The following is a 26753-nucleotide window of genomic DNA, read 5'->3' as shown; positions in this document are numbered from 1 at the left end:
TCGAGCGGCCGCGATCACACTGCCTTGCGTCCGAACTTCTGCGCGATGTTGATCAGGAACATCGCCGTCGGGCGCAGGATGAAGAGGTCGGCGAACAGTGCCGCGACCATCGAGAAGGCGCTGAGCCAGCCGAACAGGCGCAGCGAGGGCAGATCGGAAAACACCGTCACGACCAAGCCGCAGGCCAGCACCACCGTGGTCAGGATCAGCGCGGGTCCGACCAGCACGGTGGCGCGTTCTACCGCGACCGCCGCGCTGACATCCGGCCTGCCCTCCAGCCGGAGGCGGTTGAGGAAATGGATGGTCGCCGACAGCCCGAGGCCGAACGACACGGTCAAGGCCACGACGCTGGCGAACTGCAGGCCCTCCCCCATCGCCCACAGCAGGGTACCGGACATCACCACCGGGAAGATGCCGGGCAGGATGCAGGCGAGCATCACCACCCAGGAGCGGAAGGCAAGCCCGATGAACATCGCCACCAGCGCGAACTCGATGGTCAGGCCATGGTTGAGCTTCTCGATCATGCTGGCGGAGTTGCGTGCGGCAATCGCAGCCAGCCCGGTGACTGCGACCTCGTAACCCGGATGCTTCTTCCTGACCGCGTCGAGCTCATGGTCGAGCTTATCGACCACGGGCAGGAGCTGACTGGAGTCAAGGTCGGGCACCCGGCCCGCCACCACGACCGCATCCTGCTGGGCGTCGATGAAACGGCGTACCAGATGCTCGGGGATCAGGTTGACATATTCCTTGAGCGTCGCGACGTCGTCGCTTCCCGCCTTCTCGGCGAGCCAGCGTCGCAGCGTCTCGACCGACCACACATTGCCGACCCCGGCCGCCTTCTCCACGGTGGCGTGGACGTCGGCGATCGTCTGCAATGTCTCCGGCGCATAGAGCGAAGCGCCCTTCGGAAACTGGATCAGCACGTTGACGGGATTGGCGCCGGTCAGCTTTGCGTCGAGCCGGTTGCTCGCGGCGACCGCCTGCCGCTTGTCCGGCACCTGGTCGGCCAGCCGATAGCGCGGCTGGAGATTGGCATAGATCACGGCGAGCGAACCTACGAACAGCACCGCGATCAAGCTGAACAGCCCCGGCCGGCCGACCATGCGGACCGCGATCCAGTAGCAGAAATTGCGCAGCCCCTGCACGCCGGCGTCCGCGCTCTGGAACTTGACGGCAAAGATCCGCTCATTGCGGACCAGCAGCACGCCGAACACCGGCACCAGCGACAACACCGCGAGCAGCGCGATGATCGTCGCGGCGAGCCCCGCCTCGCCGAATTTCCGGATCAGGTCGGAATCGGAGAATTGCAGCGCGATGAAGGAAATGCCGGCCGTCGCATGGGTCAGCACGCAGGCCGGGCCGACGACCAGGACCGCATTCTTGAACGCGGTATATTTGTCCTGCCCCGCGATCAGCCGGTCGCGCGCCGCGAAAGTCAGCTGCATCGAATCGGAGAAGCTGATCACCATGATGAGCGGCGTCATCACGTTCAGGAACATGTTGAGATTGAAACCGGCCCAGCCGAGCGCGCCGAGCGCCAGCAGAATCGCGATCAGCGGCGGAAACGCCGCCACGATCATGAAGGAAATCTTGCGGAAGAAGATGATCGCGATGATGCAGCCGGCGAGGATCCCGAGCACGTTGTAGGTGAGCCCGTCGCGCTCGACCGCGTTGCGGATTTCCAGCTGCATGACCGGAACGCCGGAGAGATCCGCATTGAGGCCGGTATCGGCCAGATCCTCCGTCATCAGCTTGCGGATGTCGCCGACGACCTTGCCAAGTTCGCTGCTGGCAACCACCTTGGGATCGAGCGACAGCACGACCAGCGCGAGCGTACCGTCCTCGGAGAGCAGCTTGCCGCGGATGATCTCGTTGGACTTCACCGTCTCGATGAACTTGTCGTAGGCCTCCCCTTCAGGAAGGTCGGAGGGAAACAGCGCTGCCGGCAGCTTGCCGGGCGCCGGCGCCTGGCGGGCCGAGAACAGCGAGACAAGGCCGCGCGTGCCATCGACCAATTGCAGGTCGGTGACGAAGTCGCGCAGCTTCTGCAGATTGTCGCGCGACAGCAGGTTCTTGCCTTCGACCACGACCAGGACGTCGAACTCCTCCGCCGGGAATTTCTTCGTCACCTCTTCGTACTGGTGGAATTCCTGGGTGTCGGACCGGAACAACTGGCTGAGCGAATCATCGATCTTGATTCGGTGGATGCCGAACACGGCGCCGACGATCAGGACCAAGAGCACGATGCAGGAGATGACCGGCGCCTTGACCGCGAGCAAGCCAATCCGCTCCAGGCCGAAGGCGATGCTGCCAAGCGGCCGCGTCTCGACCTTTTCGACATGGACTTCATTGTCGCGTCTGACTTCGAGCATGCCCTGTCCAGTCGTTGAAGCTCGGTCCTGGCTCAAGCCTGAGCAGAGAGGGCGAAAATAGGGCCGCTCAGCGCAGAATGATTGGCCGCATTATGGCCCGAAGCCGATCTTAACCCTTGAAAACATACGAAAATTCTTCGGCCCGTTTAGCAGGTCTCTCGCGCTGCTCGCAAGCGCACACCGCGACACAAGTCGGAGAGAGGCCATAATTTCCGCCTACGTCGCGATTCGGCCACTGCGGATTTAAGCCGATAGTTGCGGCGTACCGTCGCTCTCGTCCTTCAATGCAATGCCGGTCAGCTGGCGTGCCAAGCCCTCGCGGATCAGCCAGGCGATCTTGGCTGCAGCCTCGTCATAGCTGAGCCCGGCGCGATGGATGTTGGAGACGCAGTTCCGCTCGGCGTCGCTGCGGCCGATTCGAGGGGCGAAGGTGATGTACGCACCGAGACTGTCCGGCGCCGACAGGCCCGGCCGCTCGCCGATTAGCATCGCGACCAGCCGCGCCCCCAGCAGCTCGCCAATTTCATCGCCCAGCGCGACGCGCGCGCCCGTGGCGATCACGATCGGCCCGAGCGTGAGCTTGGCGGCAGCCAGCCGGGGCGCCAGCGCCCGGATCAGGGCGACGGCGTGCCCCTGGACCGCTTTCGGGGACAGCCCGTCGCCGATCACGATCACGACATCCCCTGCTCGTCCCCCGGTCAGGGCTTGACTTGAAAGCGCCTGAGCCGAAGCAGGATCGAGCCGGCGGCCGAGATCAGGGCGGCTGAGATAATCCCTGCGGTTCGCGGCACGGCTTGCAACGGTGAACGCGGTCAGATCGAGCTGCGCCAGATCTTCAGCAACCGCAGCAGCATCGAAGTGCGCATGCACCGCATCGCGAGCGCGCGCGTGATCGAGCGTGAACGCGAGCAAGGGCCGGGTCGGCAGGCTGGCGCCGGCGCGTCCCAGCGCAAGGCGTGCCGGCGTCAGGTGACGCAGATCCGCCAAGGAGAGCGGCTTGACCGATGCTGCCTTAGGGGCCTGGGCGACCGGTTCCGGCCCGTCCGACGTCGATGATGCGGGTGTGTCTTTCACCGGCGGCTCATTCGGCGGGAACGGCGGCCTCGCGTAGCCGAAGCGAGTAGTTCGAGGCGTTCTGGTGACCGCGGGAGGCGGCGCGCGCGAACATGATCAAATGATGGGAAATCAGCGACACCGCGATGAAATTCTCGATCTCGCCGCGCTTGAGCTGGCCGAGAGCGAACTTCCAGAACGGCCGCCTATAGTCGCCGAGCACGCCGACCTTCCAAACGATCTTTGCGATCATGATGAGGCCGCGCCTGACGTTCGGCCAGCTCTTCATCTCGTCGCTGACCGGGACTTTGATCCGGTTGGCATAGGTGTGATCGCATTGATACTGGAAACGTGCGAACAGTTTTTCCGGCTCGTAGGCCTCCTCCATGCAGCGGCGCCAGGAGTCGAGCACCTGCTCATAGGGCATCAGGAATTTGACATTGGAATCGCGGCCGTCGTCGTGAACCAGACGGCCTTCACGCTCCAGGCGGTCCCACAGCGGTGTCTTCGGCAGCGCCTGCAAGAGGTTGATCGTGAGCAGCGGGATCTGCGATTGCCCGATGAACTGCAACAGCGCGTCCGTAGTTTGCGGCGTGTCGGTGTCCAATCCCATGATGATCCCGGACACCACCTCCATGCCGTAGCTGTTGATGGTCTTGATGCCCTCCATGATCGGGACCATCATGTTGTGGTCCTTCTGCATCGCCGTCAGCGCGTCGGGATCAGGCGTCTCGATGCCGCAGAAGATGGTGATGAAATAAGCCTCCTTCATCTTCTCCAGGATCTCGGGTCGCTTGGCGATGTTGAGCGTGGCCTCGCAGGCGAGCCGCATCACATAACCCGTGCGCTTCTGCCACTCGATCAGATGCGGCAGCAGCTCCAACGTCGCCTTGCGGTTGCCGATGAAATTATCGTCGACGAAATAGACAGAGCCGGTGACACCACACTCCCTGAGCTTGTCGAGCTCGGCGATGATCTGTTGCGGCGTCTTGATGCGGGGATTGCGGCCGTAAAGGCCCGGGATGTCGCAGAACTCGCACTGGTATGGGCACCCGCTGGAATATTGGATGCTACCGAGGAAATATTTCGTCACCTCGGCAAGCTCGTAGGCAGGGACCGGGAAATCGGTCATGGCCACGCGCTCTTTGGTCTGCAGCACGACCTGTTGCGCCGGCCGCGACACGTCGTGCGACAACAGTCTGATCAGTTCGTCCGTCGCGTCGCCGAGTTCGCCGACATGCAGATAGTCGAAATCGGGATAATAATCCGGACAGGCGCTCACCGAGGGCCCGCCGAGCGCGACCGGCAGATTGAAATCGTGGGCACGGCTGCAGACATCGTTGATCTGCTGCCGTTGAATATGCATGCCGCTGACGAACACGACGTCCGCCCATTCGAAATCATCCCTGCTCGTGGGCTGGATGTTCTCATCGATGAAACGGACTTGCCATTCTCTCGGCAGATAGGCCGCGATCAGGAGCAGCCCCTGCGGGGGCATGAAGGCCTGCACACCGTCGGTGAGTGGATAGGCGTATTCGAATGTGCCGAATGAGGACGTATAGCGCGGGAACACGCAAAGAATGCGACGTACGGTCTCGATGCATTCGAATCTCATCGATCGTCCCTTGCGACATCATGCAAAGCAACGCCAGCATAAGGCCGTCACGCCCGACGCGCCACCACTTCCTTGAGATTTGAATTGCGGGAGATTCGACAGCGGCTCGGCGACGCTTTGACGCACGACGAATAGCCTATGTTCATTGCCGTTCGGAACTAAGACCTGCCCCCCGCGGATCAGGTGATCAGGCGCGCGGCGAAATCAGGCAACAGGCCGTTGCCCGCGGCAGGCCGGCCGTTGCCGTCGCAGAGGCCGACCCGCACCAGCCATTCCTCGAACTCAGGGGCGCGCTTGAGGCCGAACAAATCGCGCACATAGAGCGCGTCCTGGAACGAGGTCGATTGGTAGTTCAGCATCACGTCATCGGCGCCGGGAACCCCCATGATGAACGTGACGCCAGCGGCCGCGAGCAAGGTCAGGAGCACGTCCATGTCGTCCTGATCGGCCTCAGCATGGTTGGTGTAGCAGATGTCGACGCCGAGCGGCAGGCCGAGCAGTTTGCCGCAGAAATGGTCCTCCAGCCCCGCGCGGATGATCTCCTTGCCGTCATAGAGATATTCCGGCCCGATGAAGCCGACCACGCTGTTAACGAGCAGCGGCTGATAGGCGCGTGCAACTGCATAAGCCCGCGCCTCGCAGGTCTGCTGGTCGACGCCGTGATGTCCATTGGCCGACAGCGCCGAGCCCTGCCCGGTCTCGAAATACATCGCGTTGTCACCGACCGTGCCGCGGCGCAGCGCGTGCGCCGCATCCAGCCCCTCGCGCAGCAGCGCGAGACTGACGCCGAAGCTCGCATTCGCAGCTTCCGTGCCGGCGATCGACTGGAATACCAGATCGACAGGCATGCCCTGCTCGATCAGCCGCAAGGTCGTGGTCACATGCGTGAGCACGCACGCCTGGGTCGGAATCGCGCCGCGCGCGATGATCTCGTCCAGCAGGCGCAGCAGACCGCCGATCACGGCGGGATCGTCGCTGGCCGGATTGATGCCGATGCAGGCGTCGCCCGCCCCCAGCACGAGGCCGTCGACGATCGAGGCCGTGATGCCCTTGGCATCGTCGAATGGATGGTTGGGCTGCAGCCTCACGCTCATGCGACCCGCCAGACCGATGGTGTTGCGGAAGGCGGTGGTCACCCGGCACTTCTTCGCGGCCAGGATCAGATCCTGGTTTCGCATCAACTTGGACACCGCCGCCGCCATTTCCGGCGTGATGCCGGGCGCAAGCCGCGCCAGCGTCTCCGATGTCGCGGCGTCCGAGAGCAGGAAGTCGCGAAAGCTGCCGACCGTCATCGACGCCAGCGGCGCGAACGCCGTCGCATCATGACAATCGACGATCAGCCGGGTCACTTCGTCGCGCTCGTAAGGGATCACCTGCTCCTGCAGAAATTGCGCGAGCGGTAAGTCTGCCAGCGCCATCCGCGCCGCGATCATCTGTTCGGCGCTATCGGCCGCGACGCCGGCGAGCCGGTCGCCGGAACGCGGCGGCGTCGCCTTGGCCAACAGATCGCGAAGATCGTCGAAGACATGGACCGTGGAGGCGATGACGTGGCGATAGACCATGGGTTCTCATCCATCTTCGAAAGGCGTCGCGCGACGGATCAAGGCCGCAGCCTATCATCTGGTCATGACCGCAGCGCAGCGATGCGATGCGATGGCGGCCTCCACAAGCTGCATTGCCGGCTTTCCGAACAGGCCAGGCCGGGGCTCATCCCTACGCCTTCGCGCCCCGCCGAAGCGACTGAAACTGCTTCCAAAAAGATCTTATGGTTGCATGGTAGTGGAGCACTCACCTTAACGCTTTGTCCATGACCACCGATGCATAAGGTCTTGACGACCGAGCTTGCCCGGCCCCGGAAGCGAGCCCGCATGACCGAGCCCATGATGTCCAGTCCGTCGACCTCAGCAATCCCGCCCCGTCACTCGCTTGCGGTGAAGCTCTATGCGATCTTCGCCTTGTTTGCACTGCTCACTGCCGCGATCACCTGGCTGTCCGACTACAATTCGCGCCGCGCCGGCGAACTGACGCACGCGATCCAGACCGCCAATCTCGCCGCGCTCAATGTCGAGCGCGTGAATTCGCTGGTCTATGCCGTGGTGATGGAATCGCGCGGCGTCTACATGTCGACCGACCCTGCCGTGGTCCGCAAGTACGGCGAGGGTCTGCTGAAGTTCAACAAGGAAATTCTCGACGTCGTCGGCAAATGGGAGGCGATCGTTCAGACAGATGACGCCGAGCAGTTCGCCACCTTCAAGAAGCGCATCGAGCAGTTCGTGGAGTTCCGCAAGGAGCTGGTGCGCCGTGCCAACGAGATCAGCCCGGCGGCAGGTCGCGAATGGGGCGACAACGACGCCAATCGTTCGGTGCGTTCCGCGCTGAACAAGGATCTCGAGGCGCTCTCCAAGGTCTATGCCGAACGCGGCCGCCGCATCGCCGACGACACCGAGACCAATCGGAAATTCTCCCTGCTGCTGACCGGCCTCGGCGGGCTCGCCATGCTGCTGGTCGTGGCCGGCGTCGTCATCATCGCACGCTCGATTGCCAAGCCGCTGTCGGTGATCACCACCACGATCCGTCAGGTTGCAACCGGGGCAAAGAACATCGTCGTGCCGCACGCCGAGCGCGCCGACGAGATCGGCGAGCTCGCCCGCGCGATCCGCGTGTTCCAGGAGGCGATGGCGCACAACCGCGACCTCAACGCGCAAGTCTCCGATGACGCCAAGATTCGCGAGGCCCGTGCCCGTCACATCGAGCAGGCAGTGGAGGAGTTCAGGCAGGCGATCGGCACCGTGATGCAGACGGTCAACCAGAACGCGGCTGCGATGCGCCGCACCGCCGAGACCATCAACCAGCTCACCACCAATGCCAATGAGCGCGCGGCAGCGGCCGCTGGCGCCACCACGCAAGCCTCCAGCAACGTCTCGGCCGTTGCCAGCGCTGCCGAAGAGCTGTCGGCCTCGGTCGAGGAGATCGGACGGCAGATCCGGCAGTCTGCCAGTGCGGTCGAGCAGACCGGCCAGCGCACCGAGCGGTCGATCTCGGAGATCGAGGGGCTCGCCGCCGCGACCCAGCGCATCGATGGCGTCCTGACCCTGATCCAGACCATCGCCGAGCAGACCAATCTCTTGGCGCTGAATGCAACCATCGAGGCGGCGCGGGCCGGCGAGGCCGGGCGCGGCTTTGCCGTCGTCGCCCACGAGGTGAAGGCGCTGGCCGGCCAGACCGCCAAGGCCACCGAGGAAATCAGCGCCAATATCGGCCAGATCCAGACCTCGACCAAGACCGCCGTCGACGCCGTGCGCGAGATCGGTCACGCCGTGCGCGGCATCAACGAGATCACGTCCAACATCGCCAATGCGGTGGCGCAGCAGGACACCGCCACGCGCGAGATTTCGGTCAATGCACAGTCGACCGCGCAAGGAAACCAGACCCTCGTCGTCAATATCGGTTCGCTGCGCGATGCGATCGGCGAGACCAGCAGCGCCGCGGTCTCGGTACTGACCGCGTCCGGCGACCTCGACGCCACCGCCGAAAGCCTGGCACGCGAGGTGGAGAAGTTCTTCCAGAACCTCCGGTCCGGTCCGCAGGACGTCCGCAAGGCCAGCTAGACCCCCTGGCCTGGGTGCCCGACCGAGGCCCGACAAAATCCCGGCTTCGGTGATCCAACCCACGCATTCACGCGTTCTGGGCAGATGGAACCAGGCGCGCCAGGACGATGACCACCGGAGTTCGAGCTGCTAAACTTGCGGGATGGAACATCGCATCCCCCCGGCGGAGAGCGCCACGTTCGCCTCTAGGCGCACGGTTGCGCGACGTGAGCAGAAGGCCGAAGGCTAAGGTGGACTGGGCGGAATTGATTGGACGCGTCGCAACGCGCGGAGACCGCGAGGCGTTCAAAACCCTGTTCGAGTACTTTGCGCCGCGGATCAGAGGGTTTTTGATCAAGACCGGCTCGAACGCCGACGACGCCGAGGAGATTGCGCAGTCCGCGATGGTCGCGGTCTGGACCAAGGCCGCCCAGTTCGATCCGGCGAGCGCCGGGGCATCCGCCTGGATCTTCACCATCGCCCGCAACCTGCGGATCGATGCGGCAAGGCGCGCGGCGCGCGCTGGCCGACTCGTCGACGCAGAAGCGTTGGACGATGAGGCCGACCCGGCCCTGGCGGCGGATCTGATCATGTCGCGGGCTGAAGACGCGAGGCACGTTGCCGCAGCGATCGAAAGATTGTCCACCGAGCAATCCACGGTGATCCGCCTGTCGTTCGTCGAGGAGCGGCCCCATTCGGAAATTGCAACGGTGCTCGGCCTGCCGCTGGGGACCGTCAAGTCGAGGATCAGATTGGCGATGAATCGCCTGAGAGAACTGTTGGACGAGCCGACATGACGATCAGCCATCACCCGCCGGAAGACCTGCTCGCCGACTTCGCGGCCGGCAAGCTCGACCAAGCCGAGCAGCTCGTGGTCGGCGTCCATGTCGCGGGCTGTCCGCGATGCCGGCGTTTCGTGCGCGCCATCGAACAGCTCGCCGGCGCTTCGCTCGAGGCCGCCCTGCCGGTCGCGATGGCAAACGGCGCATTCGATGCGGTCATGGCCCGCATCGAGAACAGGCCGAAAGCGCCGAAAGCCGCACCGCGGATCAGCGAGCCCGCGAGCCTCGATCCCGAGCTGGCCGATCTGCCGGAACTGGTTCGGCGCTGCACGATCGGCAAGCGCAGGCGCGTCGCGCCGGGCCTCAGCATGCGGCCGATCCTGCTCTCCGGCGCGGCCAACTCGCGCGCGTTCCTGCTGCGGGCCGAACCGGGCACGCGGATGCTCGACCATACCCATTCCGGCACCGAGCTCACCTGCGTGCTGCGGGGCAGCTTCAGTCACACCGGCCGCCGCTACGGTCCGGGTGATTTCGATTATGGCGATGACGAGGTCGATCATCGTCCCATCGTGGGCGACGAAGGGCCGTGTCTGTGCCTGGTGGCCATGACCGGCGATTTGCGCATTCACGGCCTGCTCGGGCGGTTGATCAGCCCCTTCGTCCGGCTCTGACCAGTCCGCGCCGTAGTGATCCACGGTGCCGCCCCGCTCGTTTCGTATCGAGAAATGAGGGAGACGGACGATGCGATCGGAGCTGTTGGCGCCGCCCGGAGGCGTGGCACATCTGGGTGCGTTGCTGAAGGCCGTAGCGGCCGGTGACGACGCGGCCTTCGCCGAGCTCCACGCGCTCACCAAGACCAAGATGCGCAAGACGGTACGCGCATTGCTGCCCGCCTTGGCCGATATCGATGACGTCCTGCAGGACGGCTATTTGAAGATCTGGCGCCACGCCAGGAGCTTCGATCCGGCCCGCGCCTCCCCGATCACCTGGATGTGCACGATCATGCGAAACACCGCGATCGATGCGATGCGCAGTGGGGGCGTTCCGACCTCCGAGCTCGACGAGGCGTTGTCGGTGCCCGATCCTGCGGATGAGAACGACGACGACTTCGACTACGCGCGGGCCGAGCCGATCGCGCACCAGGCCTTGCTGCGGCTTCCCGAAGAGCGGCGGCAGCTCCTGGCGGCGGCCTATCTCGAAGGCGAAAGCCGGACCCGGCTGTCGCAGCGCTTCGGCGTCCCGGTCGGCACCATCAAGACCTGGCTGCATCGCAGCCTGCGCGCGGTGCGCCAGGACTGCCTTTCCAGCGCGCCCGAGCTTGCGGCAGCCTGAGCGGCACACGCAGGACGCCCTGCGCCGCTTGCTGCTCGCACCCTGATCGGTCATACCTGCGGCGAGCGTCCCTCCAACCCGCCAGGCCATGACCGCAGCCGTCGTCCTCGTCTTTGTGCTCGCCTACGCCGTGGTGGCGCTGGAACATCCGCTGAACGTCAACAAGGCCGCCACGGCGCTGGTCGGCGCCGGCCTGATGTGGACGATCTACGCGGTCCTGGGCGGCGATACGCATGACGTCACGGGTCAGCTCAACGACTCCGTCGCCGCGACGGCCCAGGTCATCTTCTTCCTGATCGGCGCCATGACCATCGTCGAGGTCATCGACGCCCATAACGGCTTCGAGGTCGTGACCTCGCTGGTCAGCACCTCCAGACAGGTCACGCTGGTCTGGATGATCGGCATCGTGACGTTTTTCCTGAGCGCGATGCTGGACAATCTCGCGACCGCGATCGTGATGATCTCGCTGATGAAGAAGCTGTCGGGGCGCGACGAGGACAGGCTGTTCTTTGCGGCCATCATCGTCATCGCGGCCAATGCCGGCGGTGCCTGGTCACCGATCGGCGACGTCACCACCACCATGCTGTGGATCGGCGGCCAGATCACGCCCTTGGCGATCATGAAGGGCGTGTTCATTGCGTCGCTGTTCAATCTGCTGGTCCCGCTCCTGGTGGTGAGCTTCGCGCTGCGCGGCAAGCATCTCGCTCCGCCCGCCGCGGAGCGGCCGACGACCAGTCCGATCGCCCTGTTCGAGCGTAACCTGATGTTCTTCCTCGGTCTCGGCATTCTGGTCCTGGTCCCGTTGTTCAAGGCGCTCACCCATCTGCCGCCCTTCATGGGCATTCTGTTCGGGCTGGGTATCCTCTGGATGGTCGGCGAGATCGTGCATCGCGAAAAGCCGCACGAACACAAGCACCGGCTGACGCTCGCCCATGCGCTGACCCGGATCGACATGCCCTCGATCGTGTTCTTCGTCGGCATCCTGCTGGCGGTGGCTGCGCTCGAACACACCGGCATCCTCGAGGCCCTCGCGGCCTGGCTCAACAAGACCGTGGGGCGGCTTGATCTGATCGTCATCGTGCTGGGCCTGGCCAGCGCCGTGATCGACAACGTGCCGCTGGTCGCGGCCTCGATGGGCATGTACAGCCTGGCCCAGTATCCGCCCGACAGCTTCATCTGGGAGTTCGTCGCCTATTGCGCCGGCACCGGCGGCTCGATCCTGATCATCGGCTCGGCGGCAGGCGTCGCGGCGATGGGTCTCGAGAACATTCACTTCTTCTGGTACGTCAGGCGGATCAGCGCCCTGGCGCTGCTCGGCTATCTCGCGGGCGCCGGCGCCTATATCCTGCAATACCATCTCATCCATTGAGGGCGATGGCCGATGAGCCGGACATGGCAGCAGCTGGTGTTCGGCGGCGCGCTCGCCTTGCTCGCGACAGCGAGCGGTCTCGCCTCTGCACAGCCGGCCAAGAACGGCTATGCGCTCGGCCCGGCGCAATGCGGCAGCGCCGCCCTGGCCTTCCCACGGCTCCAGCTCGATATGAAGGCCGGCTTCTGCGCCGGCCTCGTCGCGAGCCGCGACGACGGCTTGAAATTCCCGCGCGCCATCCTCCAGGTTCCAGGACAGAAGCTGTTCGTGGTCGCGGACATGGGTGGCTGGGGCCATGAGGACGGCCGTCTGCTGCTGCTCGATCCGACCGCAGCGGAAGGCCAGCGCCTCAAGGAGCTGATCACGCGCATCGCCTACCCCTTCGGCCTGGCGACCGGGCCGGACGGGAGGGTCTATGCTTCGACCGACACCAGCATCTTCCGCTTCGATCCGCTGGCTGCGCAGCCGAAGACCACGATCGAGACCATCGTCCACGATCTCCCCGGCCGGCGGCTGACCCTGCCTGACGGCACCCAGATCGAGGAGAGCGCGCACCCGTTGAAGCAGTTCGTGTTCGACAGGACCGGACGGCTGTTCGTCAATGTCGGCTCGCACAGCGACAATTGCCTCACGCCGGCACCGATCACGCAGCCTTGCGCGGTGACCGAAGGTAACGCGCCACTCGCCGCGATCTGGATGTTCACACCGCCCGCGGGCGGCATCTTCCCTGCACTCAAGCCGACCGATCCCAATCCGCCGCACGAGGTCTACGCGCGGGGCTTGCGCAACTCGATGGCGCTGGCGCTGCATCCGCGCTTTCCCGACGACGGCTACGCCTTTCTGCAAGCGGAGAACGCCCGCGACCTGCAGGACATCTTCGCCCCCAACGAGGAGATCAACGCGATAGAGCCCGGCCGGCACTATGGCTGGCCCTATTGCTACGACCTGACCACGCCGAGCCCGGAGTTCAAGCGCGTGCTGCAGGCCGGACCTTACAAAAATTTCTGCAGCACCAGCGCCGTGTACAAACGGCCTTTCTCGCTGCTGCCGCCACATGGCGCGCCGCTCGGCATGCTGTACTACAAAGGAGGCAAATTCCCCGAGCTCGACGGCAGGCTGCTCGTCGGCCTCCACGGCTATCGGCCGACCGGCAGCCGGCTGCTCGCCTACGAGGTCGATGACCACGGCTTTCCGAAACTGAGCCCAGCCCCAGTGCGCTATCACGTCAGCTGCGCCGCCGAGCCGACACGCGCCTTCCAGACCGTCTCCGGTCTCGTCCCTGCGGCCGCCTTCGACGAGATCATCTCGGGCTGGCACCGTGTCAACGGCATCAGGCCGCAAGGCGCACCGGTCGGCATGACGGTCGCCGATGACGGCGCGATCTGGCTGGTCGAGGACAAGAACCAGACCGTGATCCGCATCGACCGCACCAGCGATGATCCGCCGCCCGCCCTGCCCTGCGACACCAGGAGCGCCGCGCTGATCGATCAGCTTGCGCGCTTCGTTGCCGATGACGTGGCAAACCGTGCCCGGCTCACATCCATCCGCAAGGGCCTGATCGAGACACATTGTGCGGGCTGCCATTCCGAGTTCGGCCTGAAGCCCGGCCAGTCCGATCAGGACAAGGATCAGACCGTGCTGCGCTTCATGCTGGCCCAGGACGGCTGGATCTATCCTGGCGATCCCGACGCCGGCCGCCTACGCCAGCGACTGCGCGGGCTCGGCGCGGAACGGCTGATGCCGCCGGGTGGCGAAAATCTCCCCAGGACGGAACCCGGCTACACCAAGCTGCTTGATGTCGCCGATGAGCTGATCGCGACGATGGTGCCGGGCGTCCGGATGCGGGTGAAATCCGGCGGCCCGCCACACCGCAAATTCTTCGCGCGCGACGGCAAGGAGTGCGGCGAGATTCCCTTCGGGAAGGTCGTCGTGGTGACACAAAGAAGCGCTGACGGTAAGCCCGGGTTCAGCCGGTTCTTCCGGCCGGCCGACACTTACCTGAACGGCACCTGCACGGACGACGATGGCTACTACATCCAGCAGCAATTTCTGGTGCCATTGTGACGGACTCGGCGATCCCATCAGGCACGCACCATCCACAAGCGCGTCGCGCTCCCCTCCCCCTTGCGGACAGGGCCTTCGCATATGGGAAAAACTCGGCCAATGATCTCTCCCGCAACCGTCCTCCGAGACTCTCGCCTCCGGCGAGCTCCTCAGGACGAGGGCCTGTTTTGCGGTAACATGACAGAGCCTCATGGTGAGGGCGCGGCCAAGCCGCGCGTATCCGGACGATCTGCGCATCGCCGGGAGAACCATGAGGCCCCGATGCGCGACAGCCATCCACGCACCGCCTTCAAGCGAACGCAGCATCGCATCGCGCCTTTGCCCACGCTGCGCATCCCGCGCTTTACGTTGCTCATGGTCCTCGTGCTAGCAGCCATTCCCGCGACAGCCGCACCGAAATTGTTCGAGAGCAAGCAACTCACCCCGTCGGGCGAATACACCTTCGGCATCGAAGGCCCGGCGGTCGACAGCGACGGCAATCTCTTCGTCGTGAATCTCGGCAAGCCCGGCACGATCGGAAAGTTGGCGCCGGGAGCCACGGTCTCGCAGAGCTTCACCGCGCTGCCCGAGGGCAGCATCGGCAATGCGATCCGGTTTGATCGCAGCGGCACGATGTTCATCGCCGACTACAAGAAGCACAACATCTTTGCGATCGAGAAGGGCAGCACCGAGCCTCGGGTCGTGTTTCATTCCGACCAGATGAGCCAACCCAACGACATCACGCTCGGCCATGACGGCGCGATCTATGCGAGCGATCCGAACTGGAAGGGCCGTAGCGGCCAGATCTGGCGCATCGCGAGAGATGCAGACGGCGCCATGCAAGGCATGGTCATGACCGCGCCGCGTGCGATGGGCACGACCAACGGCATCGATCTCAGTCCGGACGGACGCACGCTCTATGTCGGGGAATCCAACAGCGGCGAGATCTGGTCCTACACCTTGGCCGGCAACGCGTTGCTCAACCCGCAGCTGATCAAGACGTTCGAGCCGAACACGATCGATGGCCTGCGCACCGATCTCAGCGGCCGTCTGTTCGTGGCCCGCATCCTCAAGGGCGCCATCGCCGTGCTGACGCCGGACGGCCACCCGCTGCGCGAGATTCATTTGACGGCAAAAGAGCCGACCAATCTCGCCTTCGGCGGCGAGGACGGCAAGACCGTGTTCGTCAGTCAGCGCCAGGGCGGCTTCATCGAATCCTTCCGTACCGACGTCGAGGGCCGTGAACATTGCCTGCAGAGAGGCGCGTGCTGATGCCGATCTTTCATTGGATCATCCTCGCGCTCTGGCTCGTGTTCATCGTCTATTGGGCGATAGCGGCCTTGGGCGCCAAGCGCAGCGTCGGCGGCACGATCTGGTGGCGACACTTGGCCGTTCGGCTGGCGGCCGCAGTGCTGATCATCATCGCAGTCCAGGTCCCTACCATTCGCCATGCCCTTCAGGCGGCACTGCGCGAATATCCGCGCAGCATGCTGGTGCAAGCGATCGGAACATTGCTGGCCGGACTTGGCATCGGCTTTGCGATTGCGGCGCGGATCTATATCGGGCACAACTGGGGCATGCCGATGTCGCGGAAGGAAGATCCCGAACTGGTGAGCGGCGGCCCCTACGCGATCGTCCGGCATCCGATCTACGCCGGCATTCTCCTGGCCCTGCTCGGCTCGGCGATCGGATACGGTCTGGTGTGGCTGCTGCCACTGTTGCTGTCGGCCCCCTATTGCATCTATAGCGCCCGCCGCGAGGAGGCGCTGATGTCCGAATAATTCCCCCGGCTTACATGCAGCGGACAAAGATGCTGCTGCCGTTCGTACTATGACGATACGTCGCGGCCCCATGGGGCTCGTTCTGCTGCCGCCCGACAAGCGAGAGGAACAAGCGCGGCACAACACCTGTTCTGCGATTGCCCGTCGGCCAAATCGATGCTGGGGATTCCTGCGAACGACGCGTAAAACCGCCCTGTAAACACGTCGCCGAGGCTTCATTTTTCCCGCGCCGAAAAACTCATTTATTCAAGCCGATCAATTTGATTGTGGCAGTCAAGCCGATCGGCCAAAATTTTTAGATTTCTTTTTTTCAGAAATCGTGTTCTTATTCGGCATCCCGCGCTCATTGAGGGGGCGTATCGCGATCGTCACGAACGTTGAGTGCGGGGAGCGGTGGGCGCATCTGGCTGCAGCGTGATCATGCACGCGGACGAACAGCACGACGCGCACGGTGAAATCGTGATGTCCTGATACCCCGACGCTGGTATCCAGCGCAACGCGCTCTCGGCGCGTTGTCGCTGACGCGACGGAGCTTCGCTCCGCGCGGACATGGTGACCAGAAAGCCCGGCGCACCAGGGAGACCACGTATAAGCCGTCAGACCATCGCGCAGGGAATGCCGGGTTGATCCGGCTGCACCTGTGGTACCTGCCGCCTGCATTTTTTTCGCAGGCGGGCCATGGGTGAGGCCATCACCCGGCATTCCCTGCACCCTCTTCCTGACAAGAGGGGCGAGCCGATCAGCATCACTCGGACGCGTCGCGTCGCGAGAACGCAGGTACTCGTCGTGTCGACTCAATTCGTGCCGTCTCTATCAGGCTCGGCCGTCATTGCGAGGCGCAAAGCGCCGAAGCAATCCAGGCTAATCGAGCCCGGATTGCTTCGCTTCGTTCATAATGACGCCGACATGTATGATCTACCGGCCGTACACGACCGGCGCGCGCCGCACGATCATTGGCGGCGGCAGGTCGCGCTGCCAGACGCGGCCGTCATCGAACTGGATGCGCACGCCATCGGGCGAATAGACGGCGCCCTCGTCGCGGGCATCGATCCACAGCCGGCTGTCCGGAGCATTCCAGTCGGGCCAAGCCTGATAGGATTCACCGGTCTCGGTGGTGAGATTCACAGCATCTCCGTTCTGGGTCACGAAGGCCGGCGCACCGATCATGCCGTCGCGGCACATCTGGATGCAGCGGTAGGTGCCGGTGAGATTGGGAAGAGGTTGCGCGGACGCACTGCCGGCAACACAGGCGGCCAACAAGCCAACTACAACCGATACACGTGTCATGACGATCACTCCATTGTTCGGAATGGAACCTGGCGGTCCCCCGCCCTCGGCCTGATCAAGCGCGACTGCAGCAATTCGTTCCGCCGGTTCCGGCGATCGAAACCGACTTTGCGGCGCGCCTACGCCACGGGAATCACGTCGACGGCAACGCCGAGCTTCTGCTTGGGCGAGCCGACGATGACGCCGTCCACCGGTGAAATGTCGGCAAAGTCGCGACCCGTGCCGAGGATGATGTGATCGTTGGCAACGATGAGGTCATTGGTCGGATCGAAGCCGAGCCAACCGAGCTCTTCGCCGCACCAGAGCGACACCCAGGCATGCGTCGCGTCGGCGCCCTGCAGGCGCGGCTGTCCTTCCGGCGCAGTCGTGCGCAGGTAACCGCTGACATAGGCGGCCGGCAGACCGAGCCCGCGCAGGCCGGCGATCATCACGTGAGCGAAATCCTGGCAAACGCCGTGGCGGTTGGCGAACACCTCGCGAAGCGGCGTCGAGATCACGGTCGCCTTGGGATCGTATCTGAACTCGCTGCGGATGCGGTGCATCAATTCGGCAGCTCCGGCAATGATGCCGGCGCCCACAGGGAAGCTCACAGCCGCGTAGTCGGTGACCGGCTTTTGGATCGGCACCAGCGCGCTGGCGAAGACGTATCCGATCGGCGACGACGGGCCGAGGCTGGTCGCGGCGAACGCGGCGTCGCGCACGGTCTCCCAAGCGGGGCTCGGGGCGCTGCGTTCAGGCGGCGTGCGCGACAATTTCACGCGCGAACGAGAATCGATGCGCAAATTGCGATGCGACTTGTCGATCACGATGCTTTCGGTCAGCGTGCCGAAGAAATCGCGCCGCGCGGTGCGCTCGACCGGGCGTGGGCGGATGTCGACGCTATGCGAGATCAGCTCCTGGCCGCTGCCGCTCGAGGGCTCCAGCCGCAGCGTGCAGCGCGCGAAGCTCACCGCGCTTTCGTACTCATAGGTCGTGACATGCCGGATGTCGTAGATCACGCCAGTCCCGTCAGCTTTTCCGGGCGACTGGCATGAGCCCCATGCGGAAAGTAGTGCTGCCCGATCGCGTCAGAGAGCGCGAGCAGATCCTGCTCCAGCGCGAACATGATCCTGGTATCGAGATGCGCGGCCTCCGCCGTGGTCAGCGCCGCTTGAACCGAAACGGCGAGCCGCTGCGGGCGCTCGATCAGTCCGTTCTCCTTCAGGACCGGCAGGCTCGCGATGTGCTCGTTCAAAGCTTCGACCTGGAACGCGACGGAGCGTGGATTATAGGGATCGAGCACGACGAGATCCCTGATCGGCGCGAGCAATGGTCCGATCAGGTAGCGCGAACGATAAGTGATCTGGCAATCCACCAGCGTGAGCAGGACGTCAAGATCCTCGGGCGTGGCCTCGTCATAGCCGAATTGGCGGGCGAAGCGCAGCGTGTTGATGCCGCGCTCGACGCGGCGGCCGATCTCGAGAAAGCGCCAGCCGGCAGCGCGATTCATGTTCTCCTGCGCAAGCCCCGCAAAGCTCGCGAGCGCGCTGAGGGTCGCCTCGGTCGCGCTGACGAGGCCGTCATCATCGACGATCTCCTGCGTGAGCAGCGTCGGCATCTCGGCGATCACCTGCCAGGCATCCGGCGACAGCCGCTCCCGCAAGGAGGTCGCGGTCCGCTGGGCCGCGCGCAACAGCGACAGCGCCGAGCCGAATTGCGCCTCGGCTTGCAGCGCCTCGGCGGCGGCGCGCGGATCCTGCCCGCGCGAGCCTTGCGCGATCGCGCCCCAGGCGAGCAGCAGCCGGCGGATGCGTTCGGCGGCCGCGAGCGTTGCGGGCGAGCCCCTGCCGGGATCGCGCTGCTGCGCGCCGAGTGCGCGGATCAGCCGCAACGTGGCTTCCGCGCGTTCGAGATAGCGGCCGAGCCAGAACAGATTATCGGCGGCACGGCTCGGCAGCACGCCGGCAATGCGCCGGATGTGCACGCTGTCCGAACCAGGCAAAAGCGTATGCGCCGCTACCGCCTTGTCAGCGACGACCCAGACATCCGCGGCGCGGGCGCCGTCCCCCATCGTGACCGCGCGCGCATCGGACTTGTCGGCGATCCGGCAGAAGCCGCCCGGCATGATCGCCCAGCCGTCGGCGGTAGCGGCAGCGAACACGCGGAGCACGAACGGCCGCGGCGTGATCTTGCCCTGCTCCCAGACCGGCGTCGTCGACAATCGCACCACCTCCTGGCCGACATAGTCGACGCCCCGCTCGGCGATGGCGGCCCGCAGCCGCTCACGGTCAGCAGCCGACAATTCGCCCGGAAGCACTGGACCGTCCGTGGCGAAGCCCGGCACGCCGCGCCCGTACGCGCCAGCAATGGCGAAGTCATCGAGCCGCGCCAACACCTCCTCGCGCGCGGCCTTCTGGCCGCACCACCAGGTCGCGATATGCGGCACCTTCAGCTCCTCGCCGAGGACGCGCCGGCACAAGCTAGGCAGGAAACCGAGCAGCGCCCGCGCCTCCAGCACGCCGGAGCCAGGCATGTTGGCGACCACCACCCCGCCCTTGCGCAGCACGTCGACCAGCCCGGGCACGCCGAGCCGCGAGGCTGCGTCGAGCTCGAGCGGATCGAGCGAGTTGGAATCGACCCTCCGCAGCAGCACATCGACGCGCTTCAGACCGGCAACGGTGCGGATATGAACGCGATCGCCACTGACGGTAAGATCGTCACCCTCGACCAGCAGGAAACCGAGATAACGCGCCAGGGTCGCGTGCTCGAAATAGGTCTCGCTGAACGCACCCGGCGTCAGCAGACCGATGCGCGGCTCGTCCCGGTCGGCGCTGGCGCGCAAGGAATCGCGGAAGGCTTCGAAGAACGGCGCCAGCCGAGCGACGTTCATGGACTTGTAGAGCGAGGAGAAAGCGCGCGACAGCACCAAGCGGTTCTCCAGCGCATAGCCGGCTCCCGACGGGGCCTGCGTGCGGTCGCTCAACACCCACCAGCGCCCGTCGGGCCCGCGACCGATATCGGCGGCGTAAACGCCGAGAAACCGCCCGCCGGGCGGCTTCATGCCCGCAATCGGACGCAGATATTCGCTGGAGCCGGCAACGGCGGCCGCGGGAATGGCGCCTTCCGCCACCAGCCGCCCCTCGCCATAGAGGTCCTGCAGGATGCGTTCGAGCAGTTCGGCGCGCTGGATGATGCCGGCGGAGAGCTGAGCCCACTCCGCCTCGTCGATCAGGAGCGGCAGATGGCTGAGCGGCCACAGCCGCTCGGTGCCCTCGCCCGGCGCGCGATAGGTGACGCCGGCCTCGCGCAGATGGCGGTCGGCGGAAGCGAAGCGCCGCTCGATGTCGGCAGGCGCGAGCGCAGCAAAGCTATCGATGAAGCGGGACCACACCGGGCGTGCCCTGCCATCGCCGGCGATGAACTCGTCGGGGATTCCAGGCAGCGGATGATAGTCGCGCAACCATTGCGCCACCCGCCGCGAGGCCGGACGCGCCTCGGCAGCCAGGCTGTTGGCGGCCTGACGGTTCCCCTGCTGCTTCGGGCCGGTCGCATCGACCATGCCTGCTCTCCTGCACAAAGCTGTCTCATCTCAATGACGGAGCGGCCGTCGCAAGTCGAGGGTCATCGGAAATTCAATTGTGCGTTCCTCGCGCGGCGAATCGACCTTGCCGGGCGTGTGGCCGTGATCCTGGAAGCGCGCCAGTCGGCGGGCCTCCGCCTCGTAGGAATTGACCGGCTTGGTGTCATAGTTGCGACCGCCGGGATGGGCGACGTAGTAGACGCAGCCCCCGAGCGAGCGGCCGTTCCAGGTATCGATGAGGTCGAATGTCAGCGGCGAATGCACCGGGACCGTCGGATGGAGGCCCGAAGCCGGCTGCCAGGCCTTGAAGCGGACGCCTGCCACCGCTTCCGCCGAACGGCCGGTCGGGGTCATCGGCAGCCGCCGGCCATTGCAGGTCACGACGTGGCGCCCCTCGACGAAACCTTCCGCCTTCACCTGCAGCCGTTCGACCGACGAATCGACATAGCGGACAGTGCCACCGGCCGCGCCCTCCTCGCCCAGCACGTGCCAGGGCTCGAGCGCCTGGCGCAGTTCCAACGTCACGCCGCCATGCTGCACCCGGCCGAAGGTCGGAAAACGGAACTCCAGCTGCGCCAGATACCATTCCGGCGAGAACTCGTAGCCGGACTGCCGCAGTTCATCCAACACATCAAGAAAATCTTCCCAGATGAAATGCGGAAGCATGAATCGGTCATGCAGCGCCGTGCCCCAGCGCACGAATTTGCCCTCCTGCGGCTCGCGCCACAGCTTTGCGATCAACGCCCGGATCAGAAGCTGCTGCGCCAGCGACATGCGGGGATCCGGCGGCATCTCGAGCGCGCGGAATTCGACCAGGCCGAGCCGGCCGGTCGGGCCTTCCGGAGAATAGAGCTTATCGATGCAGATCTCGGCGCGATGGGTGTTGCCGGTGATATCGACCAGCAGATGCCGGAACAGACGGTCGACCAGCCACAGCGGCACGCTCTGACCGGCCGGCGGCACCTGGGCGAGCGCGATCTCGAGCTCGTACAGGCTGTCATGCCGGGCCTCGTCGATCCGGGGCGCCTGGCTGGTGGGTCCGATGAACATGCCGGAGAACAGGTAGGACAGCGACGGGTGGCGCTGCCAATACAACACCAGGCTCTTCAACAGGTCGGGCCGGCGCAGGAACGGCGAGTCCGGCGGACTGCTCCCGCCGACCACGACGTGATTGCCGCCACCGGTGCCGGTGTGGCGGCCGTCGATCAGGAAGCGGTTGGCGCCGAGCCTGACTTTGGCCGCGTCCTCATAAAGGCCAAACGTAATGCCGACCGCCTGCCGCCAGTTTTGCGCCGGCTGGATGTTGACTTCGATCACGCCGGGATCGGGCGTGACCTTGATCACTTCGATGCGAGGATCGTAAGGCGGCGCATAACCTTCCACATGAACCTTGATCTGCATCGCCTCTGCCGTCGCTTCGACAGTTGCGATCAACTCCAAGTAATCTTGGATATTTTCGACCGGAGGCATGAACACGCAGAGGACGCCATCGCGAATTTCGACCGACATCGCGGTGCGCACCCCTGGCCCGGTCCACGATTGATACTGCACGTCCTGCTGCGGCGGACGGTCTACTCTTTCCAGCGGCGGGATCGAGGGGGCGATCGCCGTGCGCCCAGACATAAACTCCGGCAAGGGACCGCGCGCCTCGAGCGGATCCTGCTGGTGGACGTAGGGATAATCCTCCGGCGGGATGTACATCAGCGAGCCGATCGGCAGCCGCAGGCCGAGCGGCGAGTCGCCCGGCACCAGGAACAGCCGGCCGCGCCGCAGCTTCCAGCGCTCGCTGCGCCAGCGGCGGGCGTCCGCATTCCAGCGCTGGATCGGCAGCACAAAGCCGCGCGGAATATGCAAGCCTTCGTCGAACACCCGCGCCATGCGCGCGCGCTCCTCAGCATCGGCGAGCTTGGAATCGAGGACGTCGACATTCTCCGGCAGCGCGGCTTCCTTCTGCAGCCAATGTGCGGGATCCTCGAAGGCCGGCTGCACGTAATCAGGACTGAGCCCGAGCGTCTCGGCGGCCATATCGAGGAATTGCTCGGCGTCTTCGATCGTGACATTGCGCGGGCCGTCCACGCTTGCGATCAGATCGCCATTCCGCCAGATCGGCTGTCCGTCCTTGCGCCAATAGAGCCCGAACGCCCAGCGCGGCAGGCTCTCGCCCGGATACCATTTGCCCTGGCCGTAATGCAGCAGGCCGCCGGGCGCGAAGCGTGTCCGCAACCGCCTGATGAGATCGTCGGCCAGCCCGCGTTTGGCCGGGCCGACCGCCGCCGTGTTCCATTCCGCCGATTCCATATCGTCGATCGAGATGAAGGTCGGCTCGCCGCCCATGGTGAGGCGCACGTCATGCGCAGCAAGATCGGCATCGACGGCTTCGCCAAGCCGATCGAGCTTGGTCCAGGCCTCGTCGGAGAACGGCTTGGTGATCCGCGGCGCTTCGCGGATGCGTCTCACATTCATCTCGAAGCTGAATTCGACCTCGGCGATGCCGGCACTGCCCGAGATTGGTGCGGCCGATCGGTAGTGCGGCGTGGCAGCCACCGGGATATGGCCCTCGCCCGCCAGCATGCCGGAGGTCACGTCGAAGCCGATCCAGCCGGCGCCGGGCAGGTAGACCTCGGCCCAGGCATGCAGGTCGGTGAAGTCGCTCTCGACCTCGCGCGGTCCCTCGACCGGGTCGATGTCGGGGCGGAGCTGAATCAGATAGCCGGACACGAAGCGCGCCGCCAATCCAAGGTGCCGCAAGATCTGGATCAGGAGCCAGGCGGAATCGCGGCAGGATCCGGCCGAGGTCGACAGCGTCTCCTCCGGAGTCTGAACGCCCGGCTCCATCCGAATGATGTAACGAATCTTCTTCTGCAGCTCGGCATTGAGATCGACCAGGAAGCTGACCGTGTTACTCGCCTCGCGCGGAATCGATCTCAGATAGTCCGCAAGCAAGGGACCAGGCTCGGTGGTCTCGAGATAGGGGGCGAGCTCCGCCTTGAGCCCATCCGGGTAGTTGAAAGGATAGCTGTCCGCATAAGGCTCGACGAAAAAGTCGAAGGGATTGATCACGGTCATCTGGGCCGTGAAATCGACCTCGATTTTGAGTTCATTCACCTTTTCCGGAAAGATATAGCGGGCCAGCCAGTTGCCCTGAGGGTCCTGCTGCCAATTCACGAAATGGTTCGGCGGGGTCACCTTGAGCGAGTAGCTCAGGATCGGCGTACGGGTGTGCGGCGCCGGCCTCAATCGGATGGTCTGTGGGCCAACGTCGATTGAACGGTCATACTTATAATGAGTAACGTGATGTAACGCGACGTAGATTGACACGGACTGATTGCTCCAGCAGCTTTTTTAAGCAGAACATTGCCGTGCCGCAGGATCAAGCATTAACAACGGGCAATCCTGCCTACGAACTACCCGCTCCGGTACCGCCGCTCCCAACTCCGCTCCGCGAAGAGCTTCCCTGGCTTTCCAGGAGGTCAGATCGAAAAGCGTTACTAAAATCATAAGTTTGCCGGGATCCGGAATTCGGGATTCGCCGACCTCGCAGCGACCTCGGAAGCGCGCTCCTGGATCGAACGGCGGCCTTAGAAGTCCTCAAATCCGGGCTGATTTGTTTCAGACGTTAGCTCGCCGGTAGCTTGCAGGAGCTTGGCTCGAGGAACCGAAGCTAATTCCCGGCCGCCATCCTCATACCCGGAAGATCGAGTAACAGTGTAGTTCGTAACTCACTGGCCGGCGAGATGGATGGTTAAAGCACAGCCGAAATTGCCGACCTGCCGCGCCGGTTCCATCTAATTAGACCGGAAATGAGCGCATGCCATCGCAGGTTACGGCACGGCCTATGGTAACATATTGGAGTTGATCTGGTTCGAAGATGGAATTACCAGTGTCCCGGCCGAAGGCGAGTTGTCCACAGGCGGAGACCGCCCCTCACATAAGATTGACCTCGTCCTCTGGTGTTATATCAACAACCATGACACCAACTAACAGCGACTAATAGCGATTTCACGCGCCTCAGTTGCTTGATAGCCGGCAAAGGCGTGTTATTTAGAGCGAACCATCAAAGGAGAATCAGGTGGCCAAGGCAACCAAGAAGGCAGCGAAGAAGAAGCTGGCGCGTAAACCCTACACGGCAGCCGACATCAAGCTGTTGAAGCAGCATTCGAAATCAAAGACCCCGGTCTCGAAGATCGCCAAGCAGATGAAGCGGACCGAAGGCTCGCTGCGGCAGAAGGCCCTGGCGCTCGGAATCGGCCTCGGTCACCAGCGCTGAAGCTTTGGGGGCGCGCGGCAGCCCGGACATTGCGCCGGGCTGCGCCGCTCCTTACTAAGCTACGCGGCAGCTACCGGGCCACGCCGAAGTTACATCGGGCCTGAGTTACATGGCTCTCGGTTACATCGTCGCTCCCAGCACCCAGGGAGCGAATTCGGCGCCGCCAAAATCGAAGCTTTCGCTCTTGGTCGGCTGACCGGAGGCGGTTTTCAGCATCAAGTCGAAGATGCGCTGGCCGCACTCCTGCACCGTCTCCTCACCATCGAGGATGGTGCCGCAGTTGACGTCCATGTCGTCTTCCATCCGCGTATACATCGGCGTGTTGGTGGCAAGCTTGATCGACGGCGCAGGCTTGCAGCCGAAAACGCTGCCGCGTCCGGTGGTAAAGCAGACCAGATTGGCGCCACCCGCAACCTGACCGGTGGCTGCGACGGGATCGTAGCCGGGCGTATCCATGAACACGAAGCCCTTCTTGGTGACGGGCTCGGCGTAATGCAGGACATCGACCAGGTTGGTGCTGCCGGCCTTGGCCATGGCCCCCAGTGACTTCTCCAGAATGGTCGTGAGCCCGCCTGCCTTGTTTCCCGGGCTCGGATTGGCGTTCATTTCCGCGCCCTCGCGCGCGGTATATTCTTCCCACCAGCGCATCAATGAGACCAGCTTCTCGCCGACCTCGCGGCTCACCGCGCGCCGGGTCAGGAGATGCTCGGCGCCATAGGTTTCAGGCGTTTCCGACAGAATCACGGTGCCACCGTGGCGGACCAAAAGATCGCTCGCCGCGCCGAGCGCGGGATTGGCTGAGATACCGGAATATCCGTCGGAGCCGCCACATTGCAGGGCTACGGTCAACTCGCTCGCGGGGACCGGCTCGCGCCTGACCTTATTGGCGTCAGTCAGCGCCTCCTTCACGAAGGCGATGCCGGATTCCACCGTCTTGCGGGTACCACCGACCTCCTGGATGTCCATCGCACGAAGCCGACCCGCAAGCTTCTGCTCCTCCATCAGCCCGCCAATCTGATTGGCCTCGCAGCCCAACCCCAGCACGATCACGGCAGCGAAATTCGCGTGACGCGCGTAGCCGCCGAGCGTTCGTCGCAACAGCCGCAAGGGCTCGTCGAGTGTCATGCCGCAGCCGGTCTTGTGGGTCAGCGCCACGACACCGTCGACATTTGGATAGTCCGCCAATGGATTGTCGCCGGTGAAGGGGTTCTTCTTGAACACGTCTGCGACCAGACCCGCGACATGAGCGCTGCAGTTCACCGAAGTGAGAATGCCGATATAGTTGCGGGTCGCGACACGGCCGTCCGGCCGACGAATGCCATCGAAGGTTGCCGGCAGATCGAAATTCGGTGTCGGCTTAACGTCAACACCGAACGCGTAGTCCTTGGCAAAATCCCCCATGCTGCAATTCTGGGTATGGACGTGCTGCCCCGGCCCAATCGGCGCGCTTGCGAAGCCGATGATCTGGCCGTAGCGACGGATCGGCTCGCCCTGCGCAATCGGCCGGATCGCAACCTTGTGGCCGGCCGGAATCCGCTCTGAGGCCACGATTCCATCGGCAAGGACCGTGCCGGGTGGCAGGCTCGCGCGCGCGATCAGCACGCTGTCGTCGGGATGCAGATGGATAACGGGAACGGGTGCCATGGAGAGATCTCTCAGTAGATACATAGATCGCCGAACGCCGACGAATGGTGAGTAGCGAGTAG

18 protein-coding genes are annotated in these 26753 nt (G+C 64.4%); 9 read left to right on the top strand and 9 right to left on the bottom strand.

Annotated features, from left to right (window positions below; translation table 11 throughout):
- Positions 1-14: 14 nt before the first annotated feature.
- The 4 genes from QX034_RS23800 to QX034_RS23785 form a co-directional block, all read right to left on the bottom strand.
- Complete coding sequence (locus tag QX034_RS23800) at positions 15-2372, bottom strand: efflux RND transporter permease subunit (protein WP_315706200.1); 2358 nt, start codon at positions 2370-2372, stop codon at positions 15-17.
- A 243-nt stretch (positions 2373-2615) separates the two neighbouring features.
- Positions 2616-3446 carry an ethanolamine ammonia-lyase subunit EutC gene (gene eutC, locus QX034_RS23795; protein ID WP_315706201.1) on the bottom strand — a complete coding sequence of 277 codons (831 nt, stop codon included), beginning with the start codon at positions 3444-3446 and terminating at the stop codon, positions 2616-2618.
- Between the two features lie 7 nt (positions 3447-3453).
- Entirely contained in the window at positions 3454-5040 is a 1587-nt protein-coding gene (locus tag QX034_RS23790) for a B12-binding domain-containing radical SAM protein (RefSeq protein WP_315706202.1), read from the bottom strand.
- Between the two features lie 179 nt (positions 5041-5219).
- Complete coding sequence (locus QX034_RS23785; protein ID WP_316195867.1) at positions 5220-6602, bottom strand: ethanolamine ammonia-lyase subunit EutB; 1383 nt, start codon at positions 6600-6602, stop codon at positions 5220-5222.
- A 318-nt stretch (positions 6603-6920) separates the two neighbouring features.
- Here QX034_RS23785 and QX034_RS23780 point away from each other — a divergent pair, with 318 nt between their 5' ends.
- The 8 genes from QX034_RS23780 to QX034_RS23745 all read left to right on the top strand — a co-directional run bounded on the left by QX034_RS23780 (position 6921) and on the right by QX034_RS23745 (position 15934).
- On the top strand, positions 6921-8648 hold the full coding sequence (locus QX034_RS23780; protein ID WP_315807333.1) for a HAMP domain-containing methyl-accepting chemotaxis protein: 1728 nt from the start codon (positions 6921-6923) through the stop codon (positions 8646-8648).
- A gap of 230 nt (positions 8649-8878) precedes the next feature.
- A complete protein-coding gene (locus tag QX034_RS23775; protein WP_315706352.1) occupies positions 8879-9424 on the top strand; it encodes a sigma-70 family RNA polymerase sigma factor in 546 nt (181 codons plus the stop codon).
- Positions 9421-10080 (top strand): ChrR family anti-sigma-E factor, encoded by a 660-nt coding sequence (locus QX034_RS23770; protein ID WP_316195865.1) that lies wholly within the window; start codon positions 9421-9423, stop codon positions 10078-10080. The genes QX034_RS23775 and QX034_RS23770 overlap by 4 nt, the downstream gene beginning before the upstream one ends.
- A 70-nt stretch (positions 10081-10150) precedes the next feature.
- Positions 10151-10741: an RNA polymerase sigma factor gene (locus QX034_RS23765; RefSeq protein WP_316195864.1), complete on the top strand. Its 591-nt coding sequence runs from the start codon at positions 10151-10153 to the stop codon at positions 10739-10741.
- Between the two features lie 88 nt (positions 10742-10829).
- Entirely contained in the window at positions 10830-12110 is a 1281-nt protein-coding gene (nhaD, locus tag QX034_RS23760; protein ID WP_315706206.1) for a sodium:proton antiporter NhaD, read from the top strand.
- A gap of 12 nt (positions 12111-12122) precedes the next feature.
- On the top strand, positions 12123-14174 hold the full coding sequence (locus tag QX034_RS23755) for a PQQ-dependent sugar dehydrogenase (protein ID WP_316195862.1): 2052 nt from the start codon (positions 12123-12125) through the stop codon (positions 14172-14174).
- 354 nt (positions 14175-14528) lie between these two features.
- The gene (locus tag QX034_RS23750; RefSeq protein ID WP_315706353.1) at positions 14529-15425 is read left to right on the top strand and encodes an SMP-30/gluconolactonase/LRE family protein; all 897 of its coding nucleotides are present in this window, start codon (positions 14529-14531) and stop codon (positions 15423-15425) included.
- Entirely contained in the window at positions 15425-15934 is a 510-nt protein-coding gene (locus QX034_RS23745) for a methyltransferase family protein (RefSeq protein ID WP_315706208.1), read from the top strand. The genes QX034_RS23750 and QX034_RS23745 overlap by 1 nt, the downstream gene beginning before the upstream one ends.
- Positions 15935-16849: 915 nt before the next feature.
- On the opposite strand, the gene QX034_RS23740 is transcribed toward QX034_RS23745, so the two are convergent.
- The 4 genes from QX034_RS23740 to QX034_RS23725 form a co-directional block, all read right to left on the bottom strand.
- On the bottom strand, positions 16850-17230 hold the full coding sequence (locus QX034_RS23740) for a hypothetical protein (RefSeq protein ID WP_315706209.1): 381 nt from the start codon (positions 17228-17230) through the stop codon (positions 16850-16852).
- Between the two features lie 110 nt (positions 17231-17340).
- Entirely contained in the window at positions 17341-18219 is an 879-nt protein-coding gene (locus QX034_RS23735; RefSeq protein WP_315706210.1) for a transglutaminase family protein, read from the bottom strand.
- The gene (locus QX034_RS23730) at positions 18216-20759 is read right to left on the bottom strand and encodes a circularly permuted type 2 ATP-grasp protein (protein WP_315706211.1); all 2544 of its coding nucleotides are present in this window, start codon (positions 20757-20759) and stop codon (positions 18216-18218) included. Before QX034_RS23730 ends, QX034_RS23735 begins: the two co-directional genes overlap by 4 nt.
- A 30-nt stretch (positions 20760-20789) precedes the next feature.
- The gene (locus QX034_RS23725; RefSeq protein ID WP_315729740.1) at positions 20790-24098 is read right to left on the bottom strand and encodes a transglutaminase family protein; all 3309 of its coding nucleotides are present in this window, start codon (positions 24096-24098) and stop codon (positions 20790-20792) included.
- A gap of 751 nt (positions 24099-24849) precedes the next feature.
- Here QX034_RS23725 and QX034_RS23720 point away from each other — a divergent pair.
- Positions 24850-25047, top strand: coding sequence for a hypothetical protein (locus QX034_RS23720; protein WP_315706213.1), 198 nt, complete (start codon positions 24850-24852; stop codon positions 25045-25047).
- Between the two features lie 120 nt (positions 25048-25167).
- Here the strand turns inward: QX034_RS23720 and QX034_RS23715 are convergent, their stop codons facing one another.
- The gene (locus tag QX034_RS23715; protein WP_315729741.1) at positions 25168-26691 is read right to left on the bottom strand and encodes an altronate dehydratase family protein; all 1524 of its coding nucleotides are present in this window, start codon (positions 26689-26691) and stop codon (positions 25168-25170) included.
- Positions 26692-26753 lie beyond the last annotated feature (62 nt).

The sequence above is a fragment of the Bradyrhizobium sp. SZCCHNR3119 genome, from assembly GCF_032487775.1.
GTDB lineage: Bacteria > Pseudomonadota > Alphaproteobacteria > Rhizobiales > Xanthobacteraceae > Bradyrhizobium.
This window is presented reverse-complemented; position numbering and strand designations above follow the sequence as displayed.